Raw genomic sequence first — 17,222 nt, forward strand, 5'->3', positions numbered from 1 at the left:
AGTATCTTGATTTTCGGTTTGTTTTTGAAACAGCAGATTGTGACCTTCTCAGTGATCCAGATTTCATCATTCCGGATTTCCAGGGAATATCCGTCTGTCACGTCTTTGGGAAACCGGCTCATAACAGTATCAAAATCCGGAGCCGGTTCCCAGATCCAGGATTTTCATTTCGGCATTCCGTCAACGCCTGCGACCAGACTGTGGATTACCGTATCCTTAATGCATTTTACGCTGAATCCCCTGTTTGATACAGGAATGATACTGGATTATATTTTATCATTTTTGATAAAAAACTAAAGTCATTTTGTCATTTACCTTTTCGGTTTTCCCAGTGCTTTTGAATCCCATTTTTTCATACAAATAGCAATTTCCTTTTTCCGATAAAATTGTATCTAATTCCCAATTATCATTGCCGTGTATGCGTTCCGCTTCGATAATTGCCGCCTGCGCAATTCCCATATTTCTATATTTTTTCAAAATAAATATAGGCGAGATACGTTTCGCACCTCCTTTTTCCTTTTTGTCCACGACACGTAATGCCCCGACGATATTTCTATCAACTTCTATTATGTAATAATAGGTAAAGCATTGCCGGAGGCGAGATAAAATTTTTTCAAGTGGTTCAGTTGCAGGACTGGTATCAGTGTCCTGATATTTTTCGTATAAGTCAGAAAATGCTTCAATCTGCATTTTCCAAATAAGTTCTGCGTCTTCGCAAGTTGCCCTTTTTAAAATAAGTTCCATAAATATTACCCCACTAAAGTCTAATTTGCCTCATTATACAATATCCCAGGTCAGAAGTATAGCAGTGCAGTTTTCTTTTTTTGTTAAGGTTCGGTATGAAAATAAAATAATTTTAGTTTTATATAAAATATATCCTGAATTTATTTATATAAAAATTTATATAAAACTTTATCTAAACACTAAAATGCAGGTGAGGATATAGATTTAAATGACAACTTTATGTGCAATATATATAAAAAAAGAATGTAAATATTATGAAAATGAGCAAAAAGCAAAAACACACTTGAAAAATATATAAACAAATGCTAAAATAAATTTAAATCAAGAGCAAGAAAATTTAAATAAACGACGTCGATATTTAAATGAAAGCAAAAACGATTTAAACAATGTGTTTAAAATTTCAGGGAGGATTCAAAATGAAAATTAAAAAAGTAATGGCATTGACAATGGCATCAGCAATGGTGATCTCTATGGCACTTTCAGGATGCGGAAGCGACGGCGGTTCCGAGACAAAAGAAAGCAGTACCCAAGGGGAAGGCGCCAAGAGCGGAGCTACGGAAGTTACCTTCTGGACACTGAACACAAGGCAGAATGCAGTGGATCCCATTGTGGAGGAGTTCAACAAACAAAATGAAGATGTCCATGTAACCGTTTCCTATTATGATACAGACGGAATCAAGGATGCCTGCAAAGTTGCCGCTTCTTCTAAAACCCTTCCGAATATGTGGTTCAACTGGGGCGGAAGCCTGGGAGGCTTCTATGCAGAGAACGGCCTTACATATGACCTGACAGATTATGCAAAAGAAAACAAATGGGATGAGAAATTTACACAGACATCCATGGACCTTTGTACATTGGATGGAAAACTTTCCGGCTATCCTACAAGCTACAATGTTCTGGGTGTTTATTACAGAAAAGATATCTTTGAGGAGAACGGCATAGCAGTACCCACTACTTTCGAGGAGTTTGAGGCAGCCTGTGCAAAATTAAAGGAAAACGGCATCACTCCCATATCCACAGCGGGTCTCAACGGCTGGCACACCATGCGTTTTGTGGAACTGCTCATTGAACACTATGCAGGTTCTGAACTCCATGACAAGATGAACACATTTGATGAGAGCTATGACAACGACGCAGTGGTACAGGCTCTTGCAAAATACCAGGAGTTCTGTGAGAAAGGCTATTTCCCGGACGGATTCCTGACCCAGGACCCTAATGACACCCTGATCGGTATGGCAAACGGACAGTGCGCAATGGATATCCAGGGACAGTGGCAGGATGGCAAGATCATTCAGGAAGGTCTTGATATGGACCAGTACGGTGTCTTTGCATTCCCAAGCGGTGAGACAAACAGAATGTCAGCATTTGCTGAGATGACACAGTTCAATGTGGACAATACAGAGGAAGAGCTGGATGCCTGCATGCGTTTTACAGATTACTATTATAATGAAGAAAACACAGTAAAATATGCGGAGTATTACAACCTTCCGCTGCCGGTAGTAGGCGCAGAAATGCCGGAAGGACAGCCGAACGTACCTGTACTGTTAGAGACATCTGAGAAAAACGGCATCTTCACCATCACAGACCAGGCATTCCCCACAGAGGTTGCGGATGTACTGTTCAATGCGCAGGATGCCATTGCCAATGGTCAGATGACACCGGAAGACGGAGCGAAGAGCATTCAGGAGGCAATTGAGGCTTACAATAACAAATAACAGAGAAAAGACATGTAATATAAGAACGCGGAGGGGTGAAGGCCACTCCTCCGTTTTTTGAAAACCACTGCACTGACCAAACAGATTGGAGTGAAACCATGAAAAAAAAGAAAAATTATACCAGGACGGACAAAGCCGCGTATTTCTTCCTGCTCCCGGCGGCGGTCATCTATTTATCCGTGATCGTGGCACCTGTGTGCTACTCCTTCTTTATCAGCCTGTTCAAATGGAACGGTATCGGCGAGAAACAGTTTGTTGGCTTATCTAATTACATAAATCTTTTTAAAGGCGATAAAATCTTTCATACGGCAATTATCAACAACCTGATCTGGATTGTTTTGACTATATTTGTGACCATGACCATTGCACTGCTCTTTGCAGTGATACTGAGCAAGCAGTTTAGAGGACGTACCTTCTTCAGAGGCTTTTTCTATTTCCCATGTGTCATCGCACCCATTGCGGTGGCTATTATCTGGAGATGGATCTACAACCCCAACATTGGATTTATCAATGAATTTTTCAAAGCACTGGGGATCAATTTTACCCAGGGATGGATATCGGACCCTAATGTCAGTCTCTATGCCGTATTCGCGGCAGCTCTGTGGCAGGCGATCGGACAGCCCATGATCCTGTTTCTGGCAGGTCTGCAGGCTATCTCACCGGATGTTCTGGAGGCGGCTACCATTGACGGTGCCAACGGAATTGAGCAGTTTTTCCTGATCAAAGTACCGCTCCTTAAGGATACCTTTGTCATTGTTATCGCAACACTGATCGTTGCAGCCATGAAGGTTTACGATGTGGTGCAGGGGCTTACCGGCGGCGGTCCAAACAATGCCACCCAGATGCTTTCCACCTATATGTATTCACAGGTGTTCCAGTACAACAACGTGGGATACGGAACAGCAGTTGCCTGTATTATGGTACTTATGATGATGATCGTTATCATTCCTTATGTATCCTTTACAGCAAAAGAAGATTAGCGGGGAGGGATTATCGTGGAAGGAAAAACAAAGAAAATCACAAAAAAAGCAGTATTATATCTTGTTCTGATCATCCTAGCGCTTATCTGGGTGGTACCCATGTTCACACTGGTGGCAACTGCGATCAAGAGTAAATCTGATTTCTACAGCGGCGCGGGATTGTTCAGTATGCCGGCACACGTTGCCTGGGACAACTTTGTCAATGCCATTACAAAAGGCCGGCTGTTCATTTATATGAAAAACGACCTGATTGTATCCTGTTTAAAAGTGCCTCTGGGAATTTTCATTGAGGCACTGGCAGCTTTTGCCCTGACCAGACTGGAAATCAGGCATAAAACGGGAACTTTTATCTTCTTTCTCATTGGAATGATGCTTCCCATGCAGACAGCCCTGGTACCGATCAATGTGATCTACAGCAAACTGGGCCTGCTGAACTCTTATTTTGGACTGTTCTATGTATATGTGGGTTTCGGTATCTCCTTTGGTATTCTGATCCTGCGGGGCTTTTTCAACGGTGTCCCCAGGGAGCTTGACGAGGCGGCATACATTGACGGATGCAACAAATGGCAGTTGTTTTATAAAATTATCTTCCCGGTGGCAAAGCCTGCTGTGGCAACACTGATCATCACAGACTTTTTGTCCACATGGAATGAGTATCTGCTGGCAAGCGTTATTATCAATGATAATATGAAGAAAACCGTTCCGGTAGGTATCATGACCTTCGTGGGCGAGCATGGAACAGATTACGGCTATCTGTGCGCGGGTGTGCTGATCTCCGTTATTCCGGTGCTGATCGTGTATCTGATTTTCCAGAGACATTTCGTGGAAGGTATGGCCGGTGCTGTAAAAGCCTGACCGTTTAAAGAAAAAGACTTGGAGGTAGAGTATGGAGACAATGAAATATAAAAAGCAGGTGGAGAAATGGGATGTCTTTGAGGTGGAGTTCCAGGGTCCTGCAACGGGAAATCCATTCACGGACTATGAAGTGACAGGAACCTTTGAGAGCAAAAATGAGTGCACAGAAGCCGACGGCTTTTACGACGGGGAAGGCATCTATAAATTGCGGTTTATGCCCTCTTTTGAGGAGGAATATACCTTCAGGATCCACGCGGGATTCTTAGACTCTGACCTGGAGGGAAGTTTTACAGCGACAGCTCCCGGACAGGACAATCACGGTCCTGTGAGAGTGGCGAATACATACCATTTTGCGTACGAGGACGGCACACCCTATTACTCTGTGGGAACGACCTGCTATGTGTGGGACCTGCAGTCCGACGAACTGATTGAGAAGACACTTAAAACATTAAAGGCGAGCGCTTTTAATAAGATACGTTTCTGCGTTTTCCCGAAACATTATGACTATAACCTGGGGGAACCGCGCTCCTATCCTTACCAGGGAACACCTATGGATTCCAGTGTGCTCACAAAGGAGAACTTCCAGGAATACACAGGAAGAAGTGAGGGGAATAATTGGGATTTTACCAGATTCAACACGGAACATTTCAGACATATTGAGAAATGCATTGAGGCTCTCAGAGACTTAGGTATTGAGGCGGATCTGATCGTCATGCATCCTTATGACCGCTGGGGATTTTCCTGTATGAAGCCTGAGGAGGATGACCTTTACTGGAAGTATGTGATCGCCCGGTTCGCAGCCTACAGAAATATCTGGTGGTCTCTGGCAAATGAATTTGACCTGTTTGAGGAAAAAAATGTGGAAGACTGGGAGCGTTACGCAAAAATCATCTGCGAAAAAGACCCATACAAACATCTGCGCTCCATCCACAACTGCAGAAATTTCTACGACCATAACCGCCCATGGATCACGCACTGCAGCATCCAGAGACAGGATTTGTACAAATCTTCAGAGCTGGTGAATGAATGGCGGGAGAAGTACAAAAAACCTGTTGTACTGGATGAGATCGCCTATGAGGGAAATATCCAGCACGGCTGGGGCAATATAAGCGGAGAGGAGATGCTGCGCAGATTCTGGGAGGCCGCTGTGCGGGGCGGATATCCGGGACACGGAGAGACATATATGCATCCCCAGGATATCCTCTGGTGGTCACACGGCGGGGAACTTCACGGGGAGAGCCACAAACGTTTCGGATTCCTTCTGGATGTCATGAAGGAGACGCCGGGCATTGGACTTATGCCCTATGAAAAATGCGGCTGGGATGAAGTGTGTGCCGTACCTGAGGAGAGTACATCCCAGATCAAGGCTGTAAAAGAGTATTATCTGTTTTATTACAGCTTCATGCGCCCATCCTTCCGGGATTTTTACTTTGACGATGAGACTGCGTTTGAAGTCCGCGTGCTGGATACCTGGAATATGACTGTGGAGAACAGGGGCATCCATAAAGGGAAATTCAGAGTTGAGCTGCCGGGAAAACAGTACATGGCAGTGCAGATAAAAAAAGCATAAGATTGCGTTGGAGGTGAGACGGTGAAAGTAAATATAAGGACCATATCAGAATATACAGGATTTTCTCCGGCTACCGTATCCAATGCTTTGAACCATAAAAAAGGTGTGAATAAGGACACCGCGTCAGAAATTCTCCGTGCAGCCAAGGAACTGGGCTATATCGGGGAGATGGGAATCACGAAGATCAAGCTTGTCATCTATAAGGACAAGGGCCTGATCGTGGATGACAATCCCTTCTTTTCCCTGGTAGTGGACGGATTTGAAAAGGAATGCAGGGAGGCCGGCTATGAGATGGCGCTCTGTTATCTGGACCGGCAGACAGAGGATTATAAAAGACAGGTGGAAAACCTGTGCCTGGACCGGGCTTCCGCCATTGTGCTTCTGGGCACAGAGCTTACAGACGAGGAGGCAGCGGTGTTCAGGGGCATGAAGGTACCTTTTCTGGTGCTGGATTACTGGAACCACGATATGTCGTTTGACGGGGTGTTTATCAACAACGCGGACGCAGCCAGAATGGCCGGGGAGTATCTGATCCAGAAAGGCCATACCAGAATCGGATATCTGCGGGGCAGTTACCGGATTAAGGCGTTCGGCTCCAGGGCTTCCGGATTTCAGATTGCTCTCAATAAGCACAATCTGAGGCTGGAGAACAGGTACACGGTGACCATCGGCGTTACTATGGAGGCTGCCCACCAGGACATGCTGCGGTATCTGGAAGGAAAACCGGAGCTGCCCACCGCCTTTTTTGCGGATAATGACAATCTGGCTCTGGGAGCCATGAAAGCGCTGCAGGAATCCGGCTACCGGGTGCCGCAGGATGTGTCGATCATCGGATTTGATGACCTCCCCTTCTGTGAGATTGCAGTGCCCAGGCTGACAAGCCTCAGGGTGCCCAAGCAGGAGATGGGAAGGCTGGCAGTGCGCCGCATTGTGGAAATGATGCAGGAGAGGAGCACAGCCAAGACAAAGATTCAGATCTGTACGGAATTTATTGAGCGGGACAGTGTCCTTGAACTTAAAAATTAGAAAGCAGGGTGTGTGAGTTTGAATAAGATAAAATTAGGGTTCGCCCCAACACGAAGGAGCATTTTCAGTGCTCCGGATGCTATTAAATATGCGGATTTGACAAGGGAAAGACTGGGTGAACTGGACGTTTCCTTTGTGGATATTAAGGATATCAATGAGGAAGGACTTCTGTACAACGAGGCAGACAGAATAAAGATCGCGGAAAAATTCAAGGCGGAGAAGGTGGACGGCCTCTTCTTCCCCCACGGCAATTTCGGCACAGAGTATGAAGTCGCAAGGCTGGCCAAGGAACTGAATGTTCCGGTGCTTTTATGGGGACCCAGGGATGAGCGCCCGGATGAGAACGGCGTCCGTCTCCGTGACAGCCAGTGCGGGCTTTTTGCCACAGGCAAGGTTCTGAGAAGGTTTCAGGTACCGTTTACCTACATGACAAACTGCAGGCTTACAGACCCGGAGTTCGAGCGGGGAATCCGGGATTTCCTGGCTGTGTGCAATGTGGTGAAGGTGTTCAGAAATACAAAAATCCTGCAGATCGGTCCGCGCCCGTTTGATTTCTGGAGTACCATGTGCAATGAGGGAGAACTGCTGGAAAGATTTAATATCCAGCTTTCTCCCATACCGATTCCCGAGCTGACAAAAGAGATGAAAAAGGTAAAGGAAGAGGGCACCGAGGTGGCAAAGATCATGGCATACTGCCATGACAATATGTGTGTCAAAATCAGGGAAAACGAGCTGGAAAACGTGGCTGCTCTGAAAGCTGCCATGAAGAATCTGGCAGAAAAATACGGCTGTAATGCCATTGCCATCCAGTGCTGGAATGCCCTTCAGGGAGAGATCGGAATTATGCCCTGCGCGGCCAATTCCCTGCTGAATGAGGAGGGAATCCCGGTCGTCTGTGAGACGGATATACACGGCGCCGTCACAGCACTTCTTATGGAAGCGGCAGGCATGGATGAGGCCAGAACCTTCTTTGCAGACTGGACGGTACGTCACCCTGACAATGAAAACGGTGAGCTTTTGCAGCACTGCGGCCCCTGGCCTGTCTCTGTGGCAAAGGAAAAGCCGTCCATCGGTTATCCCCTGGCCTTTGACCATCCCGGAGCTGTGGAGGCTGAGGCAAAACACGGGGATATGACCCTGTGCCGTTTTGACGGAGACAACGGAGAATACTCCCTGCTTCTGGGGCACGCGAAAGGTGTGGAAGGACCGTATACCAAGGGTACCTATGTCTGGGTCGAGGTTGAGAATCTTAAGCGCCTGGAGGCAAAGCTGGTGGAAGGGCCATACATCCATCACTGTGTGGGTATTCACAAGGATGTGGTGCCCGTGCTCTACGAGGCCTGCAAGTATATAGGTGTAAAACCGGATCTGTATGATCCGATCGAGGAACAGGTTAAGGCATATTTGAGAGGTGAATGAGATGGATGATCTGAAAGCGAAAGTGTTTGATCTGCGCAGGGATACGGTTGATATTATTGTTGCCGGAAAGGGAGGTCATATCGGCGGTGATATGAGTGTTATGGAAATCCTGGCCGCTCTGTATTTCCGTGTTATGAATGTTTCTCCGAAACGGGCAGATGACCCGGACAGAGACCGGTTTGTCCTCAGCAAGGGACATTCCATGGAGGCTTATTATGCGGTGCTGTGCGCAAAGGGATTCCTTGATCTGGAAGAGGTAAAAGAAAAGTTTTCAAAGTTCGGTTCCTCTTACATCGGACATCCAAACAATAAACTGCCGGGAATCGAGATGAATTCCGGATCCCTCGGACACGGCCTTCCCGTATGCGTGGGAATGGCTTTGGCAGGAAAGATGAACAAAAAGGAATACCGGGTATATACGGTTATGGGAGACGGTGAGCTGGCGGAAGGTTCTGTCTGGGAGGGAGCCATGGCTGCCAACCAGTATCATCTGGATAACCTCTGTGCAGTGGTGGACAGAAACAGGCTGCAGATTTCCGGCTGTACGGAAGATGTGATGGGACATGATGATCTGGCAGAGAGATTTTCCTCCTTCGGATGGCATGTGATCAGTGTGCGGGGAAACGATTTGGATGAACTTCTGCAGGCATTTTCAGAGGCGTCACAGACAAAGGGAAAACCAAGTGTCATCATAGCAAATACCACAAAAGGGTATGGTTCCCCTGTTATGGAAAATAAGGCAAACTGGCATCACAAGGTGCCCACACAGGAGGAATATAATCAGATTATCAGTGATTTCGCCGCAGGGAAGGAGGCTGCTCTTCATGAATAAGATAGCAAATAAGCAGGTGATCTGCCAGGTACTGATGGAGAAAGCAAAGACAGATAAAGACGTTGTGGTGCTGTGCAGTGACTCCCGCGGTTCCGCATCCATGACACCTTTTGCAGAGAATTACCCGGAACAGTTTGTGGAGGTGGGCATTGCGGAACAGAATCTGGTGAGTATTTCCGCGGGCCTTGCAAAATGTGGTAAGAAAGCCTACGCAGTATCCCCTGCCTGCTTTTTATCTACCAGAAGCTACGAGCAGGCAAAGGTGGATGTGGCCTATTCCAATACCAATGTGAAGCTGATCGGCATCAGCGGCGGCATCAGCTACGGTGCCCTGGGCATGAGCCACCACTCTGCCCAGGATATCGCTGCCATGTCAGCGGTTCCGAACATGAGGGTTTACATACCAAGTGATAAAAATCAGACGAAGTGCCTGACAGAAGCGCTGCTCGGAGATGAAAAACCTGCCTATATCCGTGTGGGGAGAAACGCAGTGGAGGATGTCTATGAAGAAGGAAATTGTCCTTTTGAAATGGATAAAGCCACTGTGGTGAAAGAGGGAAATGACGTGGCGATCGTAGCGTGCGGAGAGATGGTAAAGCCTTCTCTTGACGCAGCGAAGCTGCTGGAAAAGGAAGGCATCAGTGCAGCAGTCTTGGATATGTACTGTGTAAAGCCTTTTGACAAAGAGACTCTGCTCCGGATGGTATCCGGTGTGAAGGCTGTGATCACAGCGGAGGAGCACGCTCCCTTTGGCGGACTTGGCAGTATGGTAAGCCAGGCAGTGGGAAGCGAATGCCCGAAAAAGGTTGTGAACCTGTCCCTGCCGGATGCGCCGGTCATCACAGGAACCTCAAAGGAGGTATTTGATTACTACGGATTAAACGCAGAAGGAATCGCAGCAAAAGCCAGGGAGTTAGTCTGATATGGAGAGATACATACTGGGAATTGACCAGAGCACGCAGGGGACAAAAGCACTGCTTTTTGACAGACAGGGAGCCCTGATTGCCCGTGCGGACCTTTCCCACAGGCAGATCATAGATAACAACGGCTGGGTGGAGCATGACCCGGAGGAAATCTACAGGAACACCATTCAGACGGTTAAGAATGTGGTGGAAAAGGCCGGTATCGATAAAAACCTGATAGCAGGCGCGGGCATCAGCAACCAGAGGGAGACTGCCCTTGCCTGGAAAAAGGATGGCAGACCGGTATATAACGCCGTGGTATGGCAGTGTGCCAGGGGAGAGGAGATCTGCAGCAGGATCACAGACAGTGCGGGTATGATAAGAGAACGGACAGGGCTTAAGCTCTCCCCCTACTTTTCAGCGGCAAAGATTGCCTGGATACTGGAAAATGTGGAGGGCGCCCGGGAAAGAGCCGAAAAAGGTGATCTGTGTTATGGAACCATGGACAGTTTCCTGGTATACCGGCTCACAGGCGGCAGATCCTTTCTTACGGATTATTCCAACGCATCCAGAACCCAGCTCTTCAACATCAAGACACTTGCCTGGGATGAGGAAATCTGCAGGGTCTTTAAAATCCCGGCGGAAAATCTGCCCCGGGTTTCGGACTCCAATGGTTACTATGGGGAGACGGATTTTGAAGGATTTCTGGATAAACCGGTTTCCATACACGGAGTGCTGGGAGATTCCCATGGCGCTCTCTTCGGGCAGGGATGCCTGGAGGAGGGAATGGTGAAAGCCACTTACGGCACCGGCTCCTCTGTGATGATGAATGTGGGAAAAACACCGGTATTTGGCAGCCACGGTTTAGTTTCTTCCCTGGCCTGGGGGATGGACGGGCAGGTAAATTATGTGCTGGAAGGCAATATCAATTATACGGGTGCAGTGATAAGCTGGATGCAGAAGGACCTTCAGATGGTTGCGTCCGCAGCGGAGACAGAGCGGCTTGCAAGGGAGGCGGCGCCGGAGGACAGGACATATTTTGTACCCGCATTTACCGGCCTTGGTGCCCCCTACTGGGACAGTTCAGCCACCGGGATTCTCTGTGGGATCACCAGGACCACAGGGAAAGCGGAAATGGTGCGCGCAGGACTTGACTGCATTGCGTACCAGATCACGGACATTTTAAAAGCCATGGAGGAGGATGCCGAGATACCGATCCGGGAACTGCGGGTAGACGGCGGTCCCACAAAAAATGCCTATCTCATGCAGTTCCAAAGCGATATGGCCGGCATACCGGTACAGGTGCCAGAAGCTGAGGAACTGTCCGGGATCGGGGCCGCGTATGCTGCAGGTATTGGCCTTGGCATCTACAAAAAGGAAGAACTTTTTGCGAAAATGAAGAGGACTTCTTTTGAACCGCAGATGGAAAAAAGCCTTGTGGATAAGAAATATTCCGGGTGGAAAAAGGCTGTGGAAATGGTACTCGGAAAGTGAATTGTGAAGAGGAAAGACAAGGCGTACTTCGTTTAGGCGAATGTCGTTAGAAACTGACAAAACAAACAAATAACGGCAGACAGCTAAATGGGCAAAGGGACACGGTTATGAAACGGTGTCCCTTTGCCCATTTAGCTGTCTGCCGTCCGGAAGAAACCATTGCCTGCTGTCTGGTATTTTTCCGGAACCCGAATATTAGCTACGTTATGAAACCTATATTTCTCTGCCATATGCTTCTTCATACAAACCAAATTATAACGGTAACAATCTGCTATGCCATCTGCAAAAGAGACAGCATTACCGTCCCTTAACTGCTGAAAGGCCAGAATGACTTTCTTATTGAGATGTGTGAGTGTATGTTTCTTGGACGGATAATAGGCGAAATGGTGCCCCCATTCAAGAAGATGATTGGTTTCAGATAATATAACATATAGAGGTTCTAACGTGGTATGTTTCATTATGAATTCTAAAATATCCGTTAAATAAATAGAGCCGGGAGAAGTAAATCTGTTTGCTAACTCGTCCAGTTCTGCTTTAGTAAAATGCGGAGCTGCAGCTAATGATGCCGGGTGAATAATCAATACCATAAGTTGTAAGGCATGAAGGTAACGTAATGCCTTTTCAACATACCCGGAATTAAGAGCCAGCTGATGAAGTTTAGTATCATCCGGTTCTATAACTATAGTGCCTTTACCATTTAACGTTTTTACGAAACCTCTCTGTTCCAGTTCTGCCAATGCCCTTCTGACTGTCGATAAAGAGACATCATACTGGCCAGCCAGCTGCTTTTCATATGGAAGATACATTCCGACAGAGTATTCTCCAAGGCCGATTTTCAGATTTATGTCATCAACAATTTTTGAGTAATAATAATCCTGACCACGCATGGGATTCCACGAAAACTTCAAACCCGTTTGCACAGGACATTCTGGCGTTGTCTCTAATAGGTAATTTAACGTTTTTTCAATAGAATCCGTAAGTTCTTGATACATATGGGATAACCGGTTGTACTTTGTGAGCGGATCATTGCCCTTTAGTGTATCTATAATAACACTGGTTACAGATGCAGTCCTCTGTAAAAAGTACTCAGAGAAATAAGGACAATTTTCTGCAAAAAATGCAAGTTTATTATAAAGGCCAAATGTAGAATAGAGTTCGCTGAATAGGGAATTACCACCTATTTTTAGTATATCATATACTAATTTGGAAGGAGCATCCCATCCACCTGAGGAATATCCCAAACGTAATACTTTCATAGCCTGTTTATAGTGGGGCATTATCTCCACATCACACCCTTGCAAAGAAAAAACCATAAGTGAAGGCAGTATTAGTGCAAAAGTCTGATATACCTGTAAGATACCTTCCCTTTGTTTTAAAATCTCGAAAACAGTATTTGATGAATTACAAGTATCTTTTTTTGAAACAACAATTGGTGCAAGCCGAGGCTGAATATCAACCAGTCCTTCTGCCCGTAATGCGTCAAAGACACGGTTGATCGTATATCTGCTTACATGAAATTGCTCGCAGTACATCCTTGAGGACGGCAGGGAATTTCCGGGCGGTATTTGGCCCTCTAAAATACACTGCCTGATTTCATTATAAACAAATGTAAATTTTGTTTCTTGTGGTTTCATAACTTGCCTCCTATCTATCTGGATTATACCATGACAAACCAATTTTGTCAGTATCAAAAGGCATAAACCTATTTGTACACCTGACCAAAATGGGTGTTGCTAATAGGTAAGCAAAATAGTTATAATAAAAACGTATTATTATTAAGAAAGAGATTTGGAACCATGGAAAAGCAAAAAATCTTAATTGCAGACGATTCAGAAATGAATCGCGCGCTTTTGGCAGAGATCCTGAAAGAGCAATATGATGTAGCTGAGGCTGAAAATGGTGCAGAAGCAATTTCTCTTCTTTCAAAGCAAAGAGCAGATTTTTCCCTTCTGCTGCTGGATATTATGATGCCGGAAATGGATGGCCTTGAAGTGTTAGCCTGCATCAACAAATATCACTGGAACGACACCCTCGCTGTTATTATGATTTCTGCTGACGATTCCCCTGCAAATATAAAGCGGGCTTATGATTTGGGGGCTTTTGACTATATCAGCCGTCCTTTTGATCTGACCATAGTCCAGCGCCGAATTTCTAATACGATGTTTCTCTATGCGCGGCAGCAGCGTCTTGAGAAAATTATCTCAGAACAGTTACAGGAACAGGAAAAAAATAATGAGTTGATGATCTCAATCCTGTCTCACATTGTGGAATTCCGCAATGGAGAGAGCGGATTACATATATTGCGTGTAAATACTATTACAAAATATTTGCTGAAGCAGTTGGTTCAGCGTACAGATCAATACTTTTTGTCCAAAGCAGATATTTCATTAATAAGCACTGCTTCCGCGCTGCATGATATTGGAAAGATATCAATTCCGGATACAATATTGAACAAACCAGGACGTCTTGCGGCAGAGGAGTTTGAAGTAATAAAAACTCACGCAATGGTCGGCGCTGATATGCTGTCAGACCTGCCCATTGAACAACAGGAAGCTCCGCTTGTCAAAGTAGCCTCTGAGATTTGCCGATGGCACCACGAAAGGTATGATGGCAATGGTTATCCGGATGGATTAAAGGGAGAAGAAATACCAATATCTGCCCAGGTTGTTGCTCTGGCTGATGTATACGATGCTTTGACCAGTGAGCGCTGCTATAAGAAAGCTTATTCACATGAAGAATCTTTGAAAATGATTTTGGAAGGACAATGTGGTGCATTTAATCCTGCCCTTTTACTGTGTCTGGAAGAAATTGCTGATCTGCTTGAAAGTGAGTTCAGTTTTTTTGACAAGAATAAGGACAGCACGGCATCATCTGAAAGAGAGGAATAGCATCAATGGGAAACAGTAAAAAGAGGAATTCTGCAACGCGTTTTCTGATATGCAGTTTCATTGGTCTTTTGATCTTTAGTATTATTATTTTCAGTCTGCTTGGAATCTATATGAGCCGGAAAAGTAAAAAGACTGTTTATGAAATTGGAAATATTTACATGTCCGGCATGAATGAACAAATGTCCAGGCACTTTGAAACTGTGATTAAATTGCGTTTTGATCAGGTCAGCGGCGTTGTTTCTGTTGTCTCAACAGATAACAAAGATAGGAAGAATTTATATGAGGAACTCATTTACAGGGCGCAGGTCAGGGGGTTTGACTATTTGGCGCTTTGTTCTGCGGAGGGGGATTTTCAGACACTTTATGGACAATCCATACAGCCACTTAATCCGGAACCTTTTACAGAAGCATTGTTAAAGGGGGAGCAGCGAGTCGCTGTAGGTGTTGATTCTGCCGGAAATGAAGTGGTATTGTTTGGCGTTGACGCTGCTTATCCGATGCACAATGGCCATAAGAGCACTGGTCTGATTGCTGCCATTCCTCTGGAATATATTACTGATTTCCTTTCCTTGGAGGATGACGGGCAGCTGATGTATTATCATATTATCAGGCCGGACGGCAGTTTTGTAATACAGAACCCCAATACGGAGTTGTGGTATTTCTTTGAACAGCTGCAAAAGCAGCTTGATGCTGCACCAAATGAGTTATCTGTAGAAAATACAATTAAAGAATTTGGTGCTGCACTAAAAAATCATGAAGAATATGCTACAACATTTGAAGTAAATGGTGAAGAACGACAAATATACGGTATATCGTTACCCTATTCTGAGTGGTATTTAGTATCGGTAATGCCTTATAGTATACTGGATGATGCCATAAACAATCTGAGCGGCCAGCGTATGTTCATGACATTATTGTCCTGTGCCTCTGTTTTGATTATTTTAACCTTGATTTTTCTTCGGTATTTCTCCATAACCCGTTCTCAGGTGCATGAATTAGAGAAAGCACGGCAGGCGGCTCTTGAAGCGAACAGAGCTAAAAGCGAATTTTTGGCAAATATGAGCCATGATATCCGTACACCCATGAATGCAATCGTAGGCATGACCACGATTGCCACAGCTCACATAGATGACCGGAAACAGGTACAGAACTGCCTCAGAAAAATTACATTATCGAGTAAACATCTGTTAGGGCTGATCAATGATGTTTTGGATATGTCTAAAATTGAAAGCGGAAAATTAATTTTAACAACAGAACAAATTTCATTAAAAGAAGTTGTTGAAGGAATTGTTAACATTATGCAGCCGCAGGTTAAGACTAAAAATCAAACCTTTGACATACATGTTGAGAATATTCTAACAGAGAATGTGTGGTGCGATGGTGTCCGTTTGAATCAGATTTTGTTAAATCTCTTATCAAATGCAACAAAGTATACTCCGGAAGGCGGTTCAATACAATTATCCCTTTCTGAAGAAAAATCTCCGAAAGCAGAAAACTATATCCGAATTCATATCAAGGTCAGGGATAACGGAATCGGTATGTCGCCGGATTTTCTCAAAAAAATATATGAATCCTATAGCCGTGCAGATGAAACCAGAATACATAAAACGGAAGGGGCCGGTTTGGGAATGGCCATAACGAAGTACATTGTGGATGCAATGAAGGGAACCATTGATATAAAAAGTGAACCGGATCAAGGTACCGAATTTCATCTCACGTTTGATTTTGAAAAAGCGGATGCAGTAGAAATGGATATGGATATGGCTCTTCCCCCCTGGAATATGCTGGTGGTTGATGATGATGAATTATTATGTAAGACAGTTATGGACACACTGGAAGACATGGGAATAAAAGCTGAATGGACATTAAGCGGAGAAAAAGCAGTAGAGCTGGTAATCCAACACCACCGAAGAAGAGACGATTATCAAATCATTCTATTAGATTGGAAACTACCCGGTATAAATGGGGTTCAGGCTGCAAAAGAAATCCGGCGTAATCTGGGAGATGAAGTACCGATCCTGCTGATTTCTGCATACGACTGGAGTGAATTTGAGGCGGAGGCCCGTGAAGCAGGTATTAGTGGTTTTATTTCAAAACCACTATTTAAATCTACGCTGTATCATGCTTTACGTCAGTATATGGAAATGGAAACAGAACATGGCTCAAAATGGGACCAAAATACGGATCTATCCGGATGCCGTATCCTGCTTGCCGAGGATAATGAGCTTAACTGGGAGGTTGCAAGTGAATTATTGTCTGACTTGGGTGCAGAACTGGATTGGGCAGAAGATGGTCAGATATGTCTGGACAAGTTTCAAAAATCACCGGCGGGGTATTACGATGCCATTCTTATGGATATAAGGATGCCGCATATGACAGGGTATGAGGCTGCTAAGGCAATTCGCCGAATAAGTCACCCGGATGCCTTATCTATCCCAATCATTGCTATGAGTGCAGATGCCTTTTCTGATGACATACAGCATTGTATGGAGTCCGGTATGAATGCTCATATAGCAAAGCCTATCGATATTATAGAATTGACCCGTTTATTAAAGAGATATTTAATATAAAGAAATGGAATGGCAGCATAAATGGATTACGAATATTGGACTGAGACTGCAGAGGAAGGAGAGCAGGAAAATTATTCGGCGGGGAGGGAACAATATAGTCACTGAATAGTTAATAATATTTTGTTTGCCAAATGATGCAATATCCTCTATACTGAATAATATATCTTGTTAATTTTTCCGGGCAGATATGTATCGGAGAAACCGTCTTTTACATATGAAGGAAAGCG

13 protein-coding genes and 1 pseudogene are annotated in these 17,222 nt (G+C 45.1%); 12 read left to right on the forward strand and 2 right to left on the reverse strand.

What is annotated here, in order from left to right:
* Positions 1–6: 6 nt before the first annotated feature.
* Positions 7–297 (forward strand): hypothetical protein, encoded by a 291-nt coding sequence (locus MUB35_RS08150; protein WP_244806033.1) that lies wholly within the window; start codon positions 7–9, stop codon positions 295–297.
* Here the strand turns inward: MUB35_RS08150 and MUB35_RS08155 are convergent.
* Positions 277–744, reverse strand: coding sequence for a GNAT family N-acetyltransferase (locus tag MUB35_RS08155; RefSeq protein WP_244806034.1), 468 nt, complete (start codon positions 742–744; stop codon positions 277–279). The two genes, MUB35_RS08150 and MUB35_RS08155, sit on opposite strands and share 21 nt — an antisense overlap.
* A 416-nt stretch (positions 745–1,160) precedes the next feature.
* On the opposite strand from MUB35_RS08155, the gene MUB35_RS08160 reads away from it, so the two are divergent.
* The 9 genes from MUB35_RS08160 to MUB35_RS08200 all read left to right on the forward strand — a co-directional run bounded on the left by MUB35_RS08160 (position 1,161) and on the right by MUB35_RS08200 (position 11,537).
* A complete protein-coding gene (locus MUB35_RS08160; protein ID WP_081960537.1) occupies positions 1,161–2,459 on the forward strand; it encodes an ABC transporter substrate-binding protein in 1,299 nt (432 codons plus the stop codon).
* Positions 2,460–2,557: 98 nt separating this feature from the next.
* Positions 2,558–3,439 (forward strand): carbohydrate ABC transporter permease, encoded by an 882-nt coding sequence (locus MUB35_RS08165; protein ID WP_052099703.1) that lies wholly within the window; start codon positions 2,558–2,560, stop codon positions 3,437–3,439.
* A 15-nt stretch (positions 3,440–3,454) separates the two neighbouring features.
* Entirely contained in the window at positions 3,455–4,294 is an 840-nt protein-coding gene (locus MUB35_RS08170; protein WP_244806035.1) for a carbohydrate ABC transporter permease, read from the forward strand.
* A gap of 31 nt (positions 4,295–4,325) precedes the next feature.
* On the forward strand, positions 4,326–5,864 hold the full coding sequence (locus MUB35_RS08175; RefSeq protein ID WP_244806036.1) for a DUF5605 domain-containing protein: 1,539 nt from the start codon (positions 4,326–4,328) through the stop codon (positions 5,862–5,864).
* Positions 5,865–5,885: 21 nt separating this feature from the next.
* Positions 5,886–6,890: a LacI family DNA-binding transcriptional regulator gene (locus MUB35_RS08180; protein WP_033143569.1), complete on the forward strand. Its 1,005-nt coding sequence runs from the start codon at positions 5,886–5,888 to the stop codon at positions 6,888–6,890.
* Positions 6,891–6,908: 18 nt separating this feature from the next.
* Entirely contained in the window at positions 6,909–8,309 is a 1,401-nt protein-coding gene (locus MUB35_RS08185; RefSeq protein WP_244806037.1) for an L-fucose/L-arabinose isomerase family protein, read from the forward strand.
* A gap of 1 nt (position 8,310) precedes the next feature.
* Positions 8,311–9,141, forward strand: a complete 831-nt coding sequence (locus MUB35_RS08190; protein WP_033143567.1) for a transketolase — start codon at positions 8,311–8,313, stop codon at positions 9,139–9,141.
* Positions 9,134–10,063 carry a transketolase family protein gene (locus MUB35_RS08195; RefSeq protein WP_033143566.1) on the forward strand — a complete coding sequence of 310 codons (930 nt, stop codon included), beginning with the start codon at positions 9,134–9,136 and terminating at the stop codon, positions 10,061–10,063. The genes MUB35_RS08190 and MUB35_RS08195 overlap by 8 nt, the downstream gene beginning before the upstream one ends.
* Position 10,064: 1 nt before the next feature.
* The gene (locus tag MUB35_RS08200; protein WP_148393044.1) at positions 10,065–11,537 is read left to right on the forward strand and encodes an FGGY-family carbohydrate kinase; all 1,473 of its coding nucleotides are present in this window, start codon (positions 10,065–10,067) and stop codon (positions 11,535–11,537) included.
* Between the two features lie 131 nt (positions 11,538–11,668).
* Here MUB35_RS08200 and MUB35_RS08205 read toward each other — a convergent pair whose 3' ends face one another.
* Positions 11,669–13,171, reverse strand: a complete 1,503-nt coding sequence (locus MUB35_RS08205) for a GntR family transcriptional regulator (RefSeq protein ID WP_244806038.1) — start codon at positions 13,169–13,171, stop codon at positions 11,669–11,671.
* A gap of 162 nt (positions 13,172–13,333) precedes the next feature.
* Here MUB35_RS08205 and MUB35_RS08210 point away from each other — a divergent pair.
* Positions 13,334–14,368: pseudogene (locus MUB35_RS08210) on the forward strand (HD-GYP domain-containing protein); the annotation flags it as partial.
* A 62-nt stretch (positions 14,369–14,430) separates the two neighbouring features.
* Positions 14,431–16,995: a hybrid sensor histidine kinase/response regulator gene (locus MUB35_RS08215; RefSeq protein ID WP_033143564.1), complete on the forward strand. Its 2,565-nt coding sequence runs from the start codon at positions 14,431–14,433 to the stop codon at positions 16,993–16,995.
* The last annotated feature ends 227 nt before the right edge of the window (positions 16,996–17,222 follow it).

The sequence above is a fragment of the Blautia sp. NSJ-175 genome (genome assembly GCF_022867815.1).
Lineage (GTDB): Bacteria > Bacillota > Clostridia > Lachnospirales > Lachnospiraceae > Blautia > Blautia celeris.